Below are 18,126 nucleotides of genomic sequence, written 5' to 3' on the forward strand. Positions count from 1 at the left end.
TCCGACCCCCTAGCGCCACAACGGCACCGACCACCGCGCATTCACCCCGCTTGCGAGATCCACGGGACCGCCGCAGCACAGAGAGGACCCGACATGACCCAGCCGAAGCGGCACTTCAGCCCCGAGGCGATCCGCAGGCTCGCGCTGCCCGTCGAGACGGCCGCGGCCCCGCCCGGCGCGGACCCGGACCGCACCATGGCGATCCAGCTCCCCGGCTTCGTCGAGGAGCCCACCGGCGGCGACGTCGCCGCCCTCCAGGCCGCGCTGGCGCGCCTGCGGCACGCGATCGACCCCGCCGAGGTCGCCGAGTCCCGCCTCGGACCGTCCACGAGGGACGCCGTGCGGCGCCTCCAGGCCGCCGCCGGGCTCGTGCGCACCGGCGTCGTCACCCCCGAGACCGCCGGGCAGATCAAGCGCGAGCTGGAGCACCGCTACTTCACCGACGCGCCCCACCGCGCCGCGAAGGTCCAGGCGCTCCTGACCTCCCTCGGCCACCGCATCGACCCGGCCGAACTCGCCTCGCGCAAGGTCGGCACCTCCACGGCCGCCGCGATCCAGCAGTTCCGCCAGCGCACCAAGGCCCGCGGCGTCTCCTGGTGGCTCGACGAGGCCCTCGTCGAACGCCTCCGCGCCGAAGCCCTCAACGCCCGCCTCGGCTCGCGCACCCAGTTCGGCAAGGCCCAGCGGACCCTCCTGCGCGCCTTGACGATCGCGAAGCTCGACGTCCCCATCGGCGCCGACGAGCTCAACGCCCGCCAGGCCGGGCCCGGCACCCAGGCGGCCCTGCGCGCCTTCCAGGCCAAGTACCGCCTCCCCGCGTCCGGCCGCTTCGACCTGGCCACCATGGACAAGCTCGACGCCGTCGCCGCCTCCAAGCCCGCGCCCGTCAAGACCCTCAAGGTGAAGTCCGCGCTCGGCCTGTCCCCGCTCAAGCGCGGCGCGAAGCTCAACATGCGCGGCGGCCACGTCGCCGCCGCCCAGCAGGCCCTCGCCCACTTCGGGTACGCGATCCCCATGGGCGAGCACGGCGAGGCCCGCTTCGGCAAGGCCACCCGGCAGGCCGTCCTCGCGTTCCAGGCCGCCAAGCGCCTCCCGCAGACCGGCGCGCTCGACGGGCCCACCGTCAAGGCCCTCAACCGCGACCTCCTCGCCGCGCTCCCCGCATCGGAGCAGCCCCTCGCGCACTACCGGCTCCGCGGCTCGGTGCGCGACGACCGGTGGCGGCCCGTCAAGGGCGCGAAGGTCCGGCTCGCGTTCCGGTCCCTCGCGGGCGAAGGCGCGACCATCGCCACCCGCGTCACCGGCGAGACCGGCTTCTACGACCTCCCGTACGACCCGCCGCGCGACCCGAACACCAAGGAGGTCGTCAAGCCGCTCCACCTCGTCGTCACCTTCACCGGCCCCGACAGCGCGCCGCTCGGGTCGCGGATCCTGTTCAACCCCACGCCGATCCAGTGGACCAACCAGACCGCTGGGGACCGGCCCTACCGCGGCCCCTCCCTCTACGAGACGCAGCGGGCCGCCCTCGACGCCGTCCTCGGGGGCCTCGGCGTCACCGACCTCGTCGAGGACGGCGAGCGCAACGACGTCACCGTCGCCGCGCTCGAATCCGGGCTCACCCAGTACGAGGTCATGCGCCTCGTCCTCGCCGTGCGCGCCGCCGAGCACGTCGGCGACACCGCCCTCGGCGCCGCCGTCTACTTCGGATTCATCGCTCAGGGCCTGCCCGGCACGCTCCCGGAGGAACTCCTCGCCGCCACCGACGAGTGGACCCGCATCGGCGAGCTCACCGCCGCCACCGCCGACGGCATCCTCCTCCTCGGCCCCGAGCGGCAGGCCGAGGCGTTCGCGCGCGCCGCCGACGACAACCTCGTCCCCATCGGGATCGTCCGCGACGAGGAGGCCGTGCTCGCCGCGCTCACCACCCGGTCCGTCACCGCCGTCCTCGACGCCCCGCCCGTCGGCGGCGACGCGTCCCTGCGCCAGCTCCTCGACTCCTCGCAGCTCGACGCCGCCCACTACGACGGCGTCGCCGCGATGCTCCTCGCCAGTGGCGGCACCAGCGAGGCGTTCTGGACCGACCTCACCGGCGCCGCAGGCGAACTCGGCGGCGACGACGTGGTCGCCGACGTCGCCGCCGCCGTCGAGGCCGCCGCCATCGCCGACGGCTACGCGCCCGTCGCCGCCCTCCTCAAAGCCCGCATCGACGACCCCGGCGAACCCGACCTCACCGCTACCCGCCACCTCGCGCGCCTCTCCAGCGCCGACTGGGACGCCGTCGTCGCCGACGCCGGACACCCCGCGGGCGAAGCCGCGGAGACCTACGCCCGCAAGCTCGAAGCGACCGCCGCCGCCCACTACCCGACCACCGCGCTCATCGCCGAACTCGGCCGCACCGACGGCCACGGCCTCGCCCTCCTCGCGCAGTCGGCCGCGTTCATCGACGACCACCCCGACCTCGAACTCAAGGCCACCGGCCTCGACGCCTACGCCAGGACCGCCGGACTCGACCTCGACCCCGACCTGCGCGCCGAACTGCGCGTCCAGCAGCGCGCCGTGCGCCTCGCCCCCGACCACAAGACCGGCGCCGCGCTCCTCGCCGAGCACCTCCACTCCGCGGGCCAGATCGCCGCCCTCGACCGCGCCGAACTCGCCGCCAAACTCAAAGGCCACGGCGTCGACGACCTCGCCGTCGCCCACGTCCACTCCGCCGCCCAGATCGCCTACGCCCACGTCCTCGGCCAGGTCGCCGCCTTCCGCTCCGACCACGCCCCCGGCCAGGCCCAGGCCCTCGGCCCGCAGCAGATCACCCTCGCCGACGCCACCGGCGTCCTCGGCGACGTCCCCGACCTCGCGCTCCTGTTCGGCGGCCTCGACTACTGCGACTGCGGGCACTGCGAATCCGTGTACGGCCCCGCCGCCTACCTCGCCGACCTCCTCCGCTTCCTCTCCACCCGGCCCGCCAAGACCCCCGGGACCGACACCGTCCTCACCGTCCTCCAGGCCCGCCGCCCCGACATCGACGACCTGCTCCTCAACTGCCCCAACACCGACACCGCCCTGCCCTACATCGACCTCGTCAACGAACTCCTCGAACGTGCCGCCGCCCCCGGCGCCGCCCAGCCCCAGACCACCCGCACCGCCGCCGAACTGCGCGCCGTCCCCGAACACCTCCACGCCCCCGCCTACGAGACCGTCAAGGCCGCCCGCTTCCCCGTCCGCGGCGCCTTCAACGCCTGGCAGGAGGAGGCCCGCGTCCTCCTCGCCCACCTCGGCGTCCCCCGCCACGAACTCATGCGCCTCCTCGGCCCCGGCACTGCGACCGCCCTCGCCTCCGCCGCCGCCGAGTACTTCGGACTCTCCACCCTCGACGCCGCGCTCATCACCGCCCCCGCCCCGAACCAGGCCGACCAGGACGACGTCTGGGGCCTCGACACCACCGACGCCGAGACCGGCGTCCTCGGGTTCATGCACCATGCGGGCGTCACCTACGCCGAACTCCTCGACCTCCTCGACACCACCTGGATCCACGCCGCCGGGACCATCACCCTCGAACGCCCCGACGGCACCTGCGACCTCGAACTCCAGACCCTCTCCGGCCTCGGCCCCGCCCGCTACGACCGCGTCCACCGCTTCATCCGCCTCTGGCGCCACACCTCCTGGACCCCAAGGCAACTCGACCGGCTCCTGCGCGCCCCCGGCATCGGCGGCGGCACCCTCGACGCCGCCGCCCTGCGCCGCCTCGCCGCCTTCGCCGAACTCGCGAAGCGCCTGCGCCTCCCCTTCGAAGCCGCCATCACCCTCTACGCGCCCCTCAGCACCGAACCCGGCCCCGACGGCGCCCGCTCCCCGTACGCCGACCTCTTCGCCAACCCCAACCTGCTCGACCCGCCCGACCCCGCGTTCGACCTGCCGCTCCCCGGCACCGAGCCCATGGCCGACCACCGGCCCGCCCTCGCCGCCGCCTGGCGCGCCGGGGAGGCCGACCTCGACCTCCTCCTCGCCCGCACCGGCCAGAACCTCACCGTCGCCGACCTCACGGTCCCGCTGCGCCACACCGTCCTCGCCGAGGCCCTGCGCCTGCCCGTCGCCGAGTACCTCGCGCTCCTCGACCTCGCCGCCGCCGACCTCCCCGACCCGTACGCGGGCCCGGACGCGACCCTCGCGCTGGCCGACCGCCACGCCGAGGCCAAGGCCGCGGGCCTGACGGTGTCCGAACTGGACTGGCTCCTGAACGACCGGCCGGACGCGCCGTTCGGCCAGCGGGCCGAGGCGATCGCCGAGCAGCTCGACGCCCTGCGCGAGAGCCTGCGGACCACCCCCGCCGAGGAGGTGAACGGCCAGATCGCCGCCACCGTCGCGGCCACGTTCTCCCTCCCGGACGAGCAGGCCGTGACCCTCCTCGACCTGCTGCGCCCGGCCCCGTGGGACGTGTTCGCGAACCCCGACCTCATGGCCCAGAACGAGGACGGCGAGTACGCGCACCCGCTCACCGAGGCGGCGTTCGCCGAGCTCTTCCACACCTGGCGGCTCCTCCACAAGGCCGCGTACCTGGTGCGGCGCATGCGGATCGACGCCACCGACCTGCCGTGGCTCATGGACCGCGCCGCGGCCTCGGGGTGGCTGCACCCCGGCTCGCTGCCCGCCGGGCCCGCCGATCCGCCCGCGTCCCTTCAGGAATGGCGGCGGCTCGCGGCGTGGCTGGTGCTGCGGCACCGGTACCCGCGGCCCGAGGAGTCCGGCTGGCCGGAGGTCTTCGACGCCGCGGCCGCGGGCGACCCCGTCGCCGACGTGCGCGCCGCCGTGGAGGCCCTGACCGGCTGGCACGCCGCCGACCTCGCCGAGCTCGACGGCGGCGACCCCGCGTTCTACGCCGACGTCGACGCGCTCACCCGCGTGCGCGCCGCCGCCGAGGCCCTGCGCCGCCTCGCCGTCCCCGCCGCCGACGCCCTCCGCTGGGTCGACCGCGACGACGACACCGGCGGGGCCCAGCGCCTCGCCGCCGAGCACCTGCGCCAGACCATGAAGTCCAAGTACGACACCGGCGCGTGGCTCGCCCTCATGCCCGAGCTGCAGGACCCGCTGCGCGAGGCCCGCCGCGACGCCCTCACCGCGTACCTCGTGGAGCACTCGCTGCGCACCACCTCGCCGACCGTCCTCGCCGAGGGCCGCGAGTGGGCGAACCCGCGGCACTGGAAGGACGCCGCGGACCTCCAGCGCTGGTTCCTCCTCGACACGGAGATGACCTCCGTGCAGCTCACCTCCCGCCTCAAGCAGGCGATCAGCTCGGTGCAGCTGTTCGCGCAGCGGTGCCTGCTCAACCTGGAGCTGCCGCTGGTGCGGATCACGGCCGCGCAGACCGCGGACACGACGTCGCTGGACTCGTGGAGCCAGTGGGAGTGGATGAGCGGCTACCGGCTCTGGGAGGCCAACCGGAAGGTCTTCCTCTACCCGGAGAACTGGATCGAGGCGGAGCTGCGCGACGACAAGACCCCGTTCTTCAAGGAGCTCGAAGACCGCCTCGCCCAAGGGGAGCTGACCGACGCGAACGCCGAGGCCGCCTACCGCGACTACCTCCGCAAGCTCGTGGAGGTCGCGCACATGCAGACCCTGGGGATCTACCACCAGCGGACCGCCTCGGCGGACCGCCTGCACGTGGTCGCCCGCTCGGCCTCCCAGCCGAGCCACTGCTACTACCGCTCCCTCGACCTCGCCTACAACGAGTGGACCGGCTGGGAGCGCATCGACGTCGACATCGCCTCCGACCAGGTGATCCCCGTCGTCTACCGCGACCGCCTCCACCTGTTCTGGCTCCAGTTCGAGGAGAAGACCCAGTCGCCCAAGCGCCAGCCCCCGGCCCAGATCACCGACTCGCCGAACCCGACCGCCGACCCGGCCCGGACCCTGGAGATCGAGCTCGCGTGGTCCGAGCGGACCCCCGACGGGTGGACGGCGCGGCGCACCAGCGGCGAGAAGCTCATCCACCCGTGGCCCCGCCCGCGCTCGTCGTACACGCTCAAGCCGCGGCACCGCGCGAACCAGCTGTGGCTCGACGTGTACATCTCCTCCTCGATCGAGTTCAACGACGGCCGCTTCTACGACGAGTTCACCGACTCGCACGAGCGGCTCACCCGCCGCGCGTACTCGGCGCTCCACTGGCCCTGGCACTCCTCGTCGTACGTGTTCACCGGCGAGGTCCTGGACCTGAAGATGAAGCCCATGTACGGCAACTACACCCGCCGCTCCGACGGGACGCTGTTCACCGCCGACTCGCTGTGGCACGTGCAGACCAACTTCGGCGAGAAGGGCCGCGGCATCACGGCCCTGACGTCCGCCGAGCGCTCCCCGAAGCTCCGCAAGCCCGCGACGATGCGCTTCGCGAACGGCCGCCTCGCCGCGCTCGGGCCCGCAGTGGACGTCATGGTCGGCTGGGACGACACCCGCAAGCTCCTCTCCGCCGCGCGCACGCCCGCGGAGCTGGTGCTCGCCCCGCACGCCCGCCAGTTCAACGACGACCCGGCGTCCCCGATGGTCTTCCAGGACCGCGAGCGCGCCTACTGGGTCAAGCGCACCCAGGTCGTCACCACGGTCCCGATGCGCTTCCACGGGGTCGCCGGGGACTTCTGGATCCACGTGCCCGTGGCGACGCTCGGGCACCGCTGGTACCCGTTCTGGCACCCGCACGCCTCGGACTTCCTCGCCTCCTTGGACACCAAGGGGGTCGAGGGGCTCGTGACGCGCCCGCAGCAGAGCATCGCGCCGACCGCGCAGACCCAGTTCGCGTACGGCCCGCAGCCGGGCAACGCGATCGACCCGACCGCCCAAGGGGGCGTGGACTTCACCCGCGGCGGCGCGTACTCGGCGTACAACTGGGAGCTGTTCTTCCACGTGCCCATGCTCATCGCCGCGAAGCTCACCGCCGAGCAGCGGTTCGAGGAGGCGATGCGCTGGTACCACCGGATCTTCGACCCCACGAGCACCGACGGCGACGAGGCGCCCCAGCGGTACTGGGTCACCAAGCCGTTCTTCGACCACACGAGCGAGGACTACCGGCAGCAGCGCATCGAGTCGATCCTCGGCGACATCGGCGACCACCTGGACGAGCTGCGCGCCTGGAAGAACCACCCGTTCTCGCCGCACACGATCGCCCGCCACCGGCCGGTCGCCTACCAGAAGGCGATCGTCATGAAGTACCTCGACAACCTCATCGGCTGGGCCGACCAGCAGTTCCGGCGCGACACGCTCGAATCGATCAACCAGGCCGTGCTCCTGTACACCCTCGCTGCGGAGATCCTCGGCCGGCGACCTGAGAGCGTGCCGCCGCCCGAGCGCGCCGACAAGTCCTACGCGCAGCTCACCGCCGAAGGCGCCCTCGACCCGTTCGGGAACCAGGACGTGGCCGCGGTCCTCGAAGGCTTCGCGCCGCCGCTCGACATCGCCGCGGGCCCCGACGAGGGCGGGGGCGAGCCGCTCCCGCACCTGGAGGTGAAGTACTTCGGCATCCCCGTGAACGACCGGCTCCTCGGCTACTGGGACACCGTCGCCGACCGGCTGTTCAAGGTCCGCCACGGCCTCAACATCGAGGGCGTCTTCCGCCAGCTCCCGCTGTTCGAGCCGCCCCTGGACCCGGGGATGCTCGTCAAGGCCGCCGCCGCGGGCGCCGACCTCTCCAGCGTCCTGGGCCTGTTCACCGCCGCCGACACCCGCTACCGGTTCAGGGTCCTCGCCGCCCGCGCCGCCGAGCTGCTCTCGGAGCTGAGAGCCATGGGGGAAAAGCTCCTGCGCATCCTGGAGACCCGCGACGCCGAGGAGCTCGCGCTCCTGCGCGCCACCCAGGAGGCCGCGCTCAACCGCGCGATCCAGGCCGTGCGCGACCTCCAGGTGGACGAGGCCGCCGCGGACAAGGCCGCCCTCGAAGCCGGGCGCGCCGCGATCGACACGCGGATCGCGTTCCACGGCTCAGTGCCGCGCATGAACGGCGAGGAGATCGCCGCGGTCGTCATGCAGAGCCTCGGCCTCGCCGGGAACGCCGTGTCCGCCATCATGTCCGGCATCGCCGGCGGCGCCAGCCTCATCCCCGACTTCAGTATCGGCATCGCCGGGTTCGGCGGCTCCCCGAACGTGAGCATGTCCATCGGCGGCTCCAACATCTCCGGGTACCTGTCGAACACCGCCGCGATGATCGGCGGCTTCGCCGGGATGCTCATGACCGGCGCCGCCATGGCCGAGACGCAGGGCCGCTACACCCGCGACTTCGACGACCACCAGTTCAACCGCGACGTGGCCGTGAACGACCTCGCCCAGCTGGAGGCCCAGCTCGCCGCCGCCGCGATCCGCGAGCAGATCGCCACCGCCGAGGCGAACAACCAGCTCCAGGCCACCGCCGACGCCGAGGCCGTCGAGGAGTTCCTGCGCTCCAAGTACACCGACAAGGAGCTGTACGACTGGATGCTCGGGAAGGTCGCCACGGTCTACTTCCAGGCGTACCAGATCGCGTTCGACACCGCGATGCTCGCGCAGCAGTCCTACCAGTTCGAGCTGGCCGAGCCGGACGCCTCGTTCATCCAGTTCGGGTACTGGGACTCCCTGCGCAAGGGCCTCCTCGCCCCGGAGCGGCTCACGAACGACCTGCGCCGCATGGAGTCCTCCTACATGGAGAAGCACCTGCGGGACCTCGAACTCACCAAGCACGTCTCGCTCGCGCAGGTCGACCCGCTCGCGCTGCTCGCGCTCAAGCTCACCGGCCAGGCCTCGATCCTGCTGCCCGAGTGGCTGTTCGACCTCGACTACCCCGGCCACTACCGCCGCCGCCTGAAGTCCGCGGCCCTGTCCGTGCCGTGCGTCGTCGGCCCCTACACCTCCGTGAACTGCACGCTCGCGGTCACCAACAACGGGGTGCGCCTGACGGACTCGGTCGCGGGCGGCTACGGCGACCCGCTCGCCGGGGGCGACCCGCGGTTCTGGAAGAGCCCCGTGCCGACCACCGCCATCGCCACCAGCCACGCCGTCAACGACCGCGGCATGTTCGAGCTCCGCTTCGACGACGAGCGGTTCCTGCCCTTCGAGGGCGCCGGGGCGGTCAGCGAATGGACGCTCTCGCTCCCCAAGGCCCACAACCAGTTCGACCTCGGGTCCATCACGGACGTGGTGCTCCACCTCGACTACACGGCCCGCGCGGGCGGGCCCGGCCTCGCGGGCCTCGCCGTCGACAACATCGACGCGGTGCTCCCGACCTCCGGCGCGGCCCTGTTCGCCCTGGAGGAGCAGTTCGGCACCGCCTGGCACCGGATGCTCCACCCCGAGGACGGCGAGGATCAGGAGCTCGTCTTCACGCTCACCCCAGAGCACCTGCCGTTCTGGGCCCGCGTGCGCGCCGCCAGCGAACCGGTCAAGGTGAGCGCCGCCGACCTCGTCATCGACACCGTCCACACCGACGCGTTCACCGTCAAGTGGCGCCTCCCCGGCCAGCCCTCCTCCAGCGAGGTCCCCGGCGCGAACGACCCCGGATTCGGCGGCGCCCCGCACTCGGCCGTCGCCCCCGTGCCGGCCCCGCCGATGCTGGGGGAGTGGCGCATGGGGCTCAAGCGGGCGGGCGCCGCCGAATACGACTCGCTGCTGCCCGAGGACGTGCGCCGCGCTTACCTGTTGGTGCAATTCGACATCGGCTGAACAGCCGATTTACGTAAAGCACGGCCCGGACGCCTTGACCGCAAAGGCGTCCGGGCCTTACCCTTGAGAGGTCTCGGTGATACTTAAAGTTAGTGTATGTAGTGGACAAATAGTCTGTGGAAAGAAAAAGCGTTAGCAAAAGAAGGTCATCGTTTCATTTCTAAGGCTTTCGTCGTTTCGGTTCGTTGCGGTGGGGCCTTTTTTCTTGCCCTGAAACAGCTTCCGGTGCCCGCTCCTCAGATCCGGGGGAGCGGGCACCGGCTCGTCAAGCGGCCCTTCTGATCACGCAGTGGAGCACGTCACCTGCGGCGTCGCCGTCGCCCCGTTCGCTATGAAGCCGAACGCCTCACGCGACTGGCCCGCCGCCACGGCGCCGTTCCAGCTCACGTTGGTCGCCGTCACCGCCGACCCCGACTGCGACCACGTCGCGTTCCACGCCGAGCTGATCGTCTGCGAGCCCGGCCAGGTCCACGTCAGCTTCCAGGAGCTGATCGCCGCCGACCCGGCGGTCACGGTGACCTTGCCCTGCCAGCCGCCGTTCCAGCTCCCGGCCACCGACACCGCCGCGGTGCAGGCGCCTCCGGTCGGCGGGGGCGTGGTCGTCGGCGGGTCGGAGGTCTCCTCGCCGCCGCCGCAGCCCGGGGCCGTGTTCGTCTGCGTCAGCAGGCCCAGGCGCCACGGCAGGCTGTTGTAGTCGCCGCCCGCGCTCGGATCGACGCCCTGGTACAGGTACCGCATGTTGCACGGGCTGATCTCCAGCTTCTGGTTCACGCCCGCGCGCACCATCTCGCCGTGGCTGATGTCCTCCGTCCACGCCCCGCCCGGGAACGTCACATTGGACGCCGCCATGAACGGGTTCGCGTTCGAGTCCGCCAGCGGCGTCCACGGCCCGGCGATGCTCGTCGACGTCCAAGATCGGAAGTACCGGCCCACGCTCCCGAACGCCTCCACCAGCAGCAGGTACTGGTTCGAGCCCTGCACCTTGTACACGTTGCTGGCCTCCCACAGCGCGTACTTGTTGGAGTCCTGCATCGCGATCACCGGCTCGCTCATCCCGTTCGGGAAGTTCGCCACCGAGGTCTGCGACCGGTACAGGTGCCCGTTGTCGTCAGAGGAGAACAGGTGGCAGTTGACGTCGTCGCAGGTGACCCACATGTCCACCCAGTAGCCGCTGCCGATGTTGTCCCTGATGATCTGCGGCATGCCCGAGTAGAAGTGCTTCGGCGCCGTCCAGCCCGCGGGGTTGTTGATGTCCGCGTTCGTCGAGTACGCCGCGTTCCCGTCCTGGTACACCAGGTACCAGAGGTTCTGCGGCTCGTAGAAGAACACCTGGGGCGCGGCCCGGTACCCGGTGCCGATCCCCGACCGGTCCAGGTAGTAGTGCGTCGCCGACGCCGCCTGCGACCAGTCCGTGAAGTTGAAGTACACCATGTTGTACCCGCCGGAGTTCGCGATGGACGCGAACACGTGCCACTTCCCGCCCGAGTACACCACCGACGGGTCCTTCAGGCCCGCGATGCTCGGGTGGGACGAGTCGGGCTTCGGGCCCGCCAGGACCCCGCTGGAGCTCCACGAGTAGCTCGTGGGCAGCGCCTCGGCCTGCACCGGGTCGGCCGAGTCGTCGCCCTGCGCGCTGGCGCTCAGCGCGGCGGCCGCCATCGTGGCGGCCAGGGCGGCCGCCAGCAGCGCTGCGCGCACCGCCTTGAGCCTCGTTCTCACTGGGATTGCCATTGCCTCGCCTCTCTCGATGCGGCGCGGGCCGGAAGTTCCAAACAGTTCCGGAATGCACCCGGCCGCAGGACCAGGTTACCGATAAACATCGAGGTATGTAAATAGCTTGACCAGTGTCGCCATGCTCCGGAACTTCCGGAAACCGATTGCGCCGCAGCCCCGCGCACCGGTCCGCTAGAGTCCCGACATGACGATCATCGACGACCACGGCCGCCCCGAGCCGCCCGCCGCCGGGGACGAGGCCGCCACCCTCATCGGCTTCCTCGACTTCCAGCGGGCCACCTTCGAGTGGAAGACCCGCGGCCTCGACGCCGCCGGCTTCTACACCTCGCTCCCGCCCTCCAAGATGACCTTGGGCGGCATGATGAAGCACCTCGCGCTCGTCGAGGTGAGCTGGTTCTCCCGCAGCCTGTTCGGCCGCCCCATGGGCGAGCCGTGGGACGACGTCGACTGGAAGGCCGACCGGGACTGGGAGTGGCACTCGGCGGCGCAGGACACTCCTGACGAGCTCCGGGCCCTGTGGGCGGCGCACGTCGAGCGCGCCCGCGCCCTCACCGCCGAGGCCCTCGCCGACGGCGGCCTCGACCGCCTCGCGCACGGCTCGTGGGAGGACGGCCGCAAGCCGTCGCTCCGCTGGATCCTCACCCACATGATCGAGGAGTACGCGCGGCACAACGGCCACGCCGACCTCCTCCGCGAATCCATCGACGGCGAGACCGGCGAATAGTCTCGCCTTCCGTCATCAATTGCACTAATCCGATGGAATGAATCGGAAATACAGTTCAGACCCGCGCGGTCCGCCTGCACGTGACAAAGGCGACGCGCGGGTCTTTTCCGTGCGCACCGATTGCGCTACGGTACGTGGGAATCCGCCCGATCCGGTGTCCAATGCCGACGGAGAGAGGACCCCTTATCCATGCGCCGCACCACCGCGAAGATGCGACTCGTCAACACCCTCACCGCCCCCGCCGCCAAGGCCCGCCGCGACCCCGACCGGGTCTTCGACAAGATCCTCCTGACCGAGCGCTCCGACCTCGACGGGGCCGTGCTCACCGAGGAGGACGAGCGGTCCCTGGAGCACCTGCGGTGGTTCCTGCACCGCATCGCCGCCGTCGAGTCGCTCAGCGGCGTCGGCTGGCTCTCGGTCCACGACATGATCAGGACCCGCATCGGGAACCTGTTCCGCGTCCGCCGCCTCCAGGCCCGGCATCCGGAGGTCAGGCGCGAGCGGATCGAGGCGCCCGTGTTCGTGATCGGCCTGCCGCGCACGGCGACCACGCTGACCCACAAGATCCTCGCGAACGCCCAGGGCGGGCGCGGGCCGTACATGTGGGAGATGGACAACATCGGGCTCGCCCGCACCGTCGAGGAGGAGCAGCGGCTGCGCCGCCGCACCCAGCGCAAGCTCGACCAGATCCTCACCCTCAGCCCCTCGTGGGGCCGCATCCACCCGGTCCGCTCCGACTGGGTCGAGGAGATCTACTTCCTGCTCAACCAGAGCCGCCTGCACAACACCATGGCGCCCATGCCGGAGTACATCGAGTTCATGTCGACCTACGACGCCCGTCCCGACTACCGGTTCGTGCGCGACACGCTCCAGATCCTCCAGTACCGGCGCCCGACGCCGCGCTGGATGCTCAAGCACCCGGACTGCCTCGGCGAGACCGCCGCGATCCACGCGGTGTTCCCGGACGCGAAGTTCGTGTGGACGCACCGCGACCCGCACACCGTCATGGGCTCGATGTGCTCGATGGCCGAGTCCCTCGCGTACCTGCACAACCGGCCCGGCTCGGTGGACCCGCACGAGATCGGCCGCACCTGGCTGCGCATCCTCCCCGAGATGGTCGACCGGGCCCGCCGGGAGCGCATCAAGATGCCCCGCGAGACCACCGTGGACGTGTCGTACCACGCGATGATGGCCGATCCGACCCGCGCCGTCCCCGCGCTGTTCGAGCAGCTCGACCTCAAGTGGACCGACGCGGACGAGCGGAACCTCGAAGAGGCGCTGGACCGCCCGCGGGACCAGCGCGGCCACGAGTACTCGATGGTCCACTACGGGCTGCACCCGGCGATGATCGACGACGCGTTCGGCGACTACGGCCTGTTCGTGGACAACCTGACGGCGAAGCGCTAGTCCGCGTACTCCACGGCGGTGAGCGCGGTGCCGCGGAAGGCCGCGAGCCGCTCGGCCTCGACCCCGATCGCCTGGCGGTCCAGGGACTGCTCCCACGGTTCGAGGAGCACCGTGAACTTCTTCCCGGACTTGCGGGGCCGCCACAGCCCCGCGATCCGGCCCCCGGCGAGGACCGCGCCGGGGCGGCCGAGGACCGGCCACAGCGCCTTCGCCTTGGCGGGGTCGTCGACGAGGAGCTTCCGGTCCCGCGACTGGAGCAGCAGGTCGTAGGGGCCGACGAGCCTCACGGCCTCGGCGTCGGCCCCGCGCAGGGCCGCCTCGTCACCGGCGAGGATCCACCGCTGTTCGCCCGCGACGTCGATCTCGACCGCGTCCGCGGGCCAGTGGGCCTTGACCTCCTTGACGGGGGAGTCGAGGTACTCGGCGACCTCCTTGACCGTCGCGGGCCCGCACAGGTGCAGGTAGGCCCGGACCGGGTCGAGCCGCTGCGGGAACGCCTTCGCGGGTTTGAACCCCTTGACGGGCTTGAGGACCGGCGGCGAGGTGTGCGCCTCCAGTTCGAGCCCGGCGTGGACTGCGGCGAGGCGGAACGGCATCTCGTACAGGTGCACCGCGTCGCACGAGCGGCAGTACCGCTGGTACGGCTCCGGCAGCGCCTCGTGCAGCCGGGTCGACATCTCGCCCTTGACCATCGGCGCGGTGACGATCCGCTTCATCTCGGCCGCGACGGTGTCGAGCGCCTCCAGGACCGGGATGCCCGCGGCCTTGAGCGGCTTCGAGGCGTCGAAGATCCGCTTGGCCGCGTCGGCGTCCGACCACGGGGCGACCGCGGCCGCCACCGCGGCCATGTCGGCGCGCCGGTACGCGTGCGGGGCGCCGCGCAGCGTCCACAGCCACACCAGGTCCTCCTCCGCGATGTCGGCGCCGCGGACCGCCAGCGCCCACATCGCGCCGTCGGGGCCGGTGTCCTGCACCCCGAGGTCGAGCACGGCCGTGTCGGCGGCCGTGCCGTGCTCGCGGTCGAGCTGCTGGACGTGCGTGCGGTATCTCAGGACCTGGCGGCTGTCGATCATGCCTTCACCGTATCCGCGCCCCCCGACACCCGCTCCGGAAAAACTTCGGCGGCGGCGATGAATCCCGGCGCGCCCCCTCGTCTTCACTTTCGAGAGCCCGATACTCCCGGAAGGTACGAGACACTATGAGCACCAACGACATCGCCATCGAGAAGACCGTCGACGCCGAGCGCCCCGCCAAGGGCCTGCACGTGACCCTGTGGGTCCTCCAGGCGCTGCTGGCCGCGTTCATGATCGCCGCCTCCGGCGCCCCGAAGCTGTTCGGCGTCGAGTCCGCCGCCGAGGGGTTCGCCCTCATCGGCTGGGGCGACTGGTTCATGTACGCCGTGGGCGCGCTCGAAGTCGCCGGCGGGGTGGGCCTGCTGATCCCGCGCGCCTGTGGCCTGGCCGCGATCGGCCTGAGCCTGCTCATGGTCGGCGCCGCGATCTTCAACGCCACGATCCTGGACTACCCGGTCTACACCCCGCTGATCCTGCTGGTCCTGTTCGCGCTCATCGCCTGGGCCCGCTTCTACCAGACCCGCCGCTTCCTCTCCCGCGGCTTCAAGGCCGTCTGAAGCGGACCCGAAAGGGCCGGTGGCACCGCCACCGGCCCTTCGCCGTGCCTTCGGAACTTGCGGGAGGGGCCGCCGGGTTGCAGGCGGGGCGGCCCCTCCTCCGGAGTGAGGTCTTACGCCTGGAGCGCGCGGCGGCGCGCCAGGACCATGACCGCGGCGCCGCCCGCGAGGAGCACTCCGGCCGCGGCGATGAACAGGGTCAGCGGGGAGCCGGTCACGGGGAGCTTGGGCGAGCCCGCGCCTCCGGCGCTCGTGGTCGTGCCCTCGCCGGCGCTGCCGCCGCCGGGGGTGCCGGTCGGCTCGCACGAGGTGTCGGGGGCGCCGTCGATCTGCACGGTGAAGCTGACGGGGTCGAGCTCGGTGCCCTCGGTGTAGAAGCCGCCGAAGAAGTCCACGCCGCCCGCCGCGACCGTGGCGGCCGCGCCGTCCACGGTGACCGCGCCGCCGGTGATCGCGAGCTGCTCGACCGCGACGTCCGCGATCTGCGTCGCGCCGGAGAACACGGCCAGCCCGCCGTCGACGCTCTTGACGCTCAGGTCGGCCAGGTCCAGGTCGAGTTCGCCCTCATGGCCGTAGAAGTTCACGGCGCCCGCGAAGGACGCGTCGAGGTGGCAGGTCTCGGCGGTGAAGGTGCCCGCGGCCTCGGGGAAGCGGTAGGTCCCGTCGGCGTTCTCGGTCGCGGGCTCGGCGACGGTGATCTCGCCGTTCGCGATCGGTCCGGTCACGTAGGAGCGGAACGACTCCTTGACGCCCCAGTCGGCGTCGCCGCCGGTCACGTCGTAGACCGTGCCGCCCGGCTCCTCGCTGCTCGGGCCTTCGGAAGCGGGGTCCTCGGAGGACGGCTCCTCCTCGGAGGGCTCCTCCCCGATGGGGTCGGTCATGTCGGTCTTGACGGCGATGGTGATCGGGTCGAGCGCGGTGCCCGCCTGGTAGAACCCGGCGAACGCCTCCGCGCCGTCCGCGGTGAGGACCACGGGCGCGTCGGTGAGGGTCGTGAAGCCGTCCACGTAGGTCCAGGCGCCGACGGTGAAGTCCGCGAAGTGGACGTCCTCGAAGACCTCGCCGCCGGAGGTCACGTCGGCGTAGATCGCGCCGGTGTAGGACTCGGTGTCGCTGACGGTCTCGATGTTCTCGATGAGCAGGTCGAGGTCGCCGTGGTGGCCGGTGAAGTGCACGCCGCCGGGCGCGGTCGTCTCGGTGGCCTGGTTCGGCAGGTCCGAGACGCCGGTGACGGGCGCGAACGTGAACGTCCCGTCGTCGTTGACCGTCGCACCGTCCACGGCCTCGATCGCGCCGCCCGCGATCGGGCCGGTGACGTAGTTCCGGAAGGACTCCTTGACGCCCCAGACGACCGATCCGTCCACGATGGGGTACTTCGCGAGTTCCTGGGCCTGGGCGGGGAGCGCCGCGAGGCCGACGACGCCTCCGGCGCCGAGGGCGATCGCGGCGAAGGCCGCGATGCGCTTGCGGGTGGGGGTTCTCATGCGTTCTCCTTGTCTGCGTCCGGGCCGTCGGGCCCGTCCTGGGTGGGGTCGGGGGTGTCCCCGGCGGTCTCGGCCGCGGGGGAGTTCACTGCGGTCCGCTTGCGGCGCTGGACGACCGCGACGATCACGGCCCCGGCGCCGAGCAGCACGGCGACGGCGGCGGGGACGATCCACACGAGCGGGTTCATGCCGGTCTCCGCGGAAGCGGTGTCGGCGCCCGCGGTCGCGGGCTCGCTCGTGGTCGGCTCGACCGGGTCCGATCCGAGGTCGGGCAGCGCGGGCAGGACCGCGTCGGCGGTGAGCGGCACGGCGATGAGCAGCGGGTCCATCGGGTCGCCCGCCTGGTAGAACCCGCCGAAGACGGGCACTGCGGCCTCGGTGAGGACCGTGGGCACGTCCTCGGCGAGGAGCACGCCGTCGCTTTCGGCGAGTTCGGCTTCGAAGGACACGAGGTCCACGCGGGTCCCGTCGACTTCGGCCGACAGGACGCCCTTCCCGTCGACCGCGCTGATCGCGGGATCGGTGAGCGCGAGGTCCACGTTCGTGCCGGTGAACGCCACGGTGCCTTGGAACGCCAGCTCGTAGTCGGCCGCGGTCGCGGTGCCCGCGCCCTCGGCGAAGCGGAAGACCGCGCCGCCGTCGGCCGCGCCGTCGGCGACGGTCCACGCGCCCTCGGCGATGTCGCCGGAGACGTACTCGCGCCACGAGGTGCGCACGCCCCAGTCGACGACCGCGCCGGTCGCGGCGTCCCCTGCCGCCTCCGCGCTCGCGCTCTCGGACGGCGCGGCGGTCTCCTCCGGCTCGGCCGCCACGTCGGCGCTGAACGACACCGGGTCCAGCTCCTGCCCGGCCTCGTAGTATCCGGCGAACGCGGTGGCGCCGTTGGCGGTCAGGGTCGCGGCGGCGCCGCTCACCGAGACCGTGCCGCCGCCCGCCTGCAAGGCCGCGCCGCTGAGGCTCGCCATGTCGGTGCGGGCGCCGTTGACGTACACGTAGAGCGTCCCGGAGGACCCCGAGTACTCGACGGACGGATTGGCGAACGTGAGGTCCAGTTCGCCGTCGTGGCCCCAGAAGTAGACCCACCCTTGGTAGTCGACGACGGCCGTGCCGTCCTCATATGTGCCCGAAGCGGAGTGGAACCGGTAGGCCCCGTCCGCGGTGGACGCGCCGTCGCCGGTCTGGACCTCGCCCTGGGCGATGGGCCCGGTGATGTAGGTCCGGAACGACTCCTTGACGCCCCAGTCGAGCCGCCCGCCGGAGAGCTCGTCGGCGTGTGCCGGTGCGGCCCAGAGGAGGAGCGCCGCGGCCAGGGCGCAGGCGGCGGTCAGCGATCCCGTCGCGAGGCGGGTGGCGTGGGGCATGGGGGACCTCCGTAGGCGAGTGCAACAGAGGTAAGGCTAACCTAACTAATGCCGTCGGAGCAAAGGGGATGCTAACAATTATTAGCGAAGCCTAACCTATGCTCGATCGGCCGCCCG

8 protein-coding genes and 1 pseudogene are annotated in these 18,126 nt (G+C 71.9%); 4 read left to right on the forward strand and 5 right to left on the reverse strand.

Annotated features, from left to right (window positions below; all coding sequences use genetic code 11):
• The first annotated feature begins 93 nt into the window (after positions 1-93).
• Positions 94-9,669: a neuraminidase-like domain-containing protein gene (locus WA640_RS21320; protein ID WP_335990361.1), complete on the forward strand. Its 9,576-nt coding sequence runs from the start codon at positions 94-96 to the stop codon at positions 9,667-9,669.
• A gap of 282 nt (positions 9,670-9,951) precedes the next feature.
• Here the strand turns inward: WA640_RS21320 and WA640_RS28905 are convergent, their stop codons facing one another.
• Both WA640_RS28905 and WA640_RS21325 read right to left on the reverse strand, forming a co-directional pair.
• On the reverse strand, positions 9,952-10,230 hold the full coding sequence (locus WA640_RS28905) for a cellulose binding domain-containing protein (RefSeq protein WP_342761237.1): 279 nt from the start codon (positions 10,228-10,230) through the stop codon (positions 9,952-9,954).
• An 84-nt stretch (positions 10,231-10,314) separates the two neighbouring features.
• Positions 10,315-11,265 (reverse strand): annotated as a pseudogene (locus WA640_RS21325) (non-reducing end alpha-L-arabinofuranosidase family hydrolase); the annotation flags it as partial.
• Positions 11,266-11,587: 322 nt separating this feature from the next.
• On the opposite strand from WA640_RS21325, the gene WA640_RS21330 reads away from it, so the two are divergent.
• Both WA640_RS21330 and WA640_RS21335 read left to right on the forward strand, forming a co-directional pair.
• Positions 11,588-12,127 (forward strand): DinB family protein, encoded by a 540-nt coding sequence (locus WA640_RS21330; protein WP_335990362.1) that lies wholly within the window; start codon positions 11,588-11,590, stop codon positions 12,125-12,127.
• Positions 12,128-12,316: 189 nt separating this feature from the next.
• Positions 12,317-13,534 (forward strand): sulfotransferase family protein, encoded by a 1,218-nt coding sequence (locus tag WA640_RS21335; protein WP_335990364.1) that lies wholly within the window; start codon positions 12,317-12,319, stop codon positions 13,532-13,534.
• On the opposite strand, the gene WA640_RS21340 is transcribed toward WA640_RS21335, so the two are convergent.
• Positions 13,531-14,607 carry a winged helix DNA-binding domain-containing protein gene (locus WA640_RS21340; RefSeq protein WP_335990366.1) on the reverse strand — a complete coding sequence of 359 codons (1,077 nt, stop codon included), beginning with the start codon at positions 14,605-14,607 and terminating at the stop codon, positions 13,531-13,533. The two genes, WA640_RS21335 and WA640_RS21340, sit on opposite strands and share 4 nt — an antisense overlap.
• Before the next feature lie 125 nt (positions 14,608-14,732).
• Between WA640_RS21340 and WA640_RS21345 the strand changes: the two genes are divergently transcribed.
• Positions 14,733-15,164 carry a DoxX family protein gene (locus WA640_RS21345; RefSeq protein ID WP_106365928.1) on the forward strand — a complete coding sequence of 144 codons (432 nt, stop codon included), beginning with the start codon at positions 14,733-14,735 and terminating at the stop codon, positions 15,162-15,164.
• Between the two features lie 113 nt (positions 15,165-15,277).
• On the opposite strand, the gene WA640_RS21350 is transcribed toward WA640_RS21345, so the two are convergent.
• Together WA640_RS21350 and WA640_RS21355 are read right to left on the reverse strand one after the other, a co-directional pair.
• The gene (locus tag WA640_RS21350; protein WP_335990369.1) at positions 15,278-16,648 is read right to left on the reverse strand and encodes an HtaA domain-containing protein; all 1,371 of its coding nucleotides are present in this window, start codon (positions 16,646-16,648) and stop codon (positions 15,278-15,280) included.
• Positions 16,645-18,009, reverse strand: coding sequence for an HtaA domain-containing protein (locus tag WA640_RS21355; protein WP_335990370.1), 1,365 nt, complete (start codon positions 18,007-18,009; stop codon positions 16,645-16,647). Before WA640_RS21355 ends, WA640_RS21350 begins: the two co-directional genes overlap by 4 nt.
• Positions 18,010-18,126: the final 117 nt, after the last annotated feature.

Origin of the sequence: Glycomyces sp. MUSA5-2 (assembly GCF_037034145.1) — a bacterium.
Lineage (GTDB): Bacteria > Actinomycetota > Actinomycetes > Mycobacteriales > Micromonosporaceae > Glycomyces > Glycomyces artemisiae.

Excerpts from the sequence above, each read along its gene's own strand:
- WA640_RS21320 (WP_335990361.1), top strand. The coding sequence starts at position 94 with ATGACCCAGCCGAAGCGGCACTTCAGCCCCGAGGCGATCCGCAGGCTC.
- WA640_RS21330 (WP_335990362.1), top strand. The coding sequence starts at position 11,588 with ATGACGATCATCGACGACCACGGCCGCCCCGAGCCGCCCGCCGCCGGG.
- WA640_RS21335 (WP_335990364.1), top strand. The coding sequence starts at position 12,317 with ATGCGCCGCACCACCGCGAAGATGCGACTCGTCAACACCCTCACCGCC.
- WA640_RS21340 (WP_335990366.1), bottom strand. The coding sequence starts at position 14,607 with ATGATCGACAGCCGCCAGGTCCTGAGATACCGCACGCACGTCCAGCAG.
- WA640_RS21345 (WP_106365928.1), top strand. The coding sequence starts at position 14,733 with ATGAGCACCAACGACATCGCCATCGAGAAGACCGTCGACGCCGAGCGC.
- WA640_RS21350 (WP_335990369.1), bottom strand. The coding sequence starts at position 16,648 with ATGAGAACCCCCACCCGCAAGCGCATCGCGGCCTTCGCCGCGATCGCC.
- WA640_RS21355 (WP_335990370.1), bottom strand. The coding sequence starts at position 18,009 with ATGCCCCACGCCACCCGCCTCGCGACGGGATCGCTGACCGCCGCCTGC.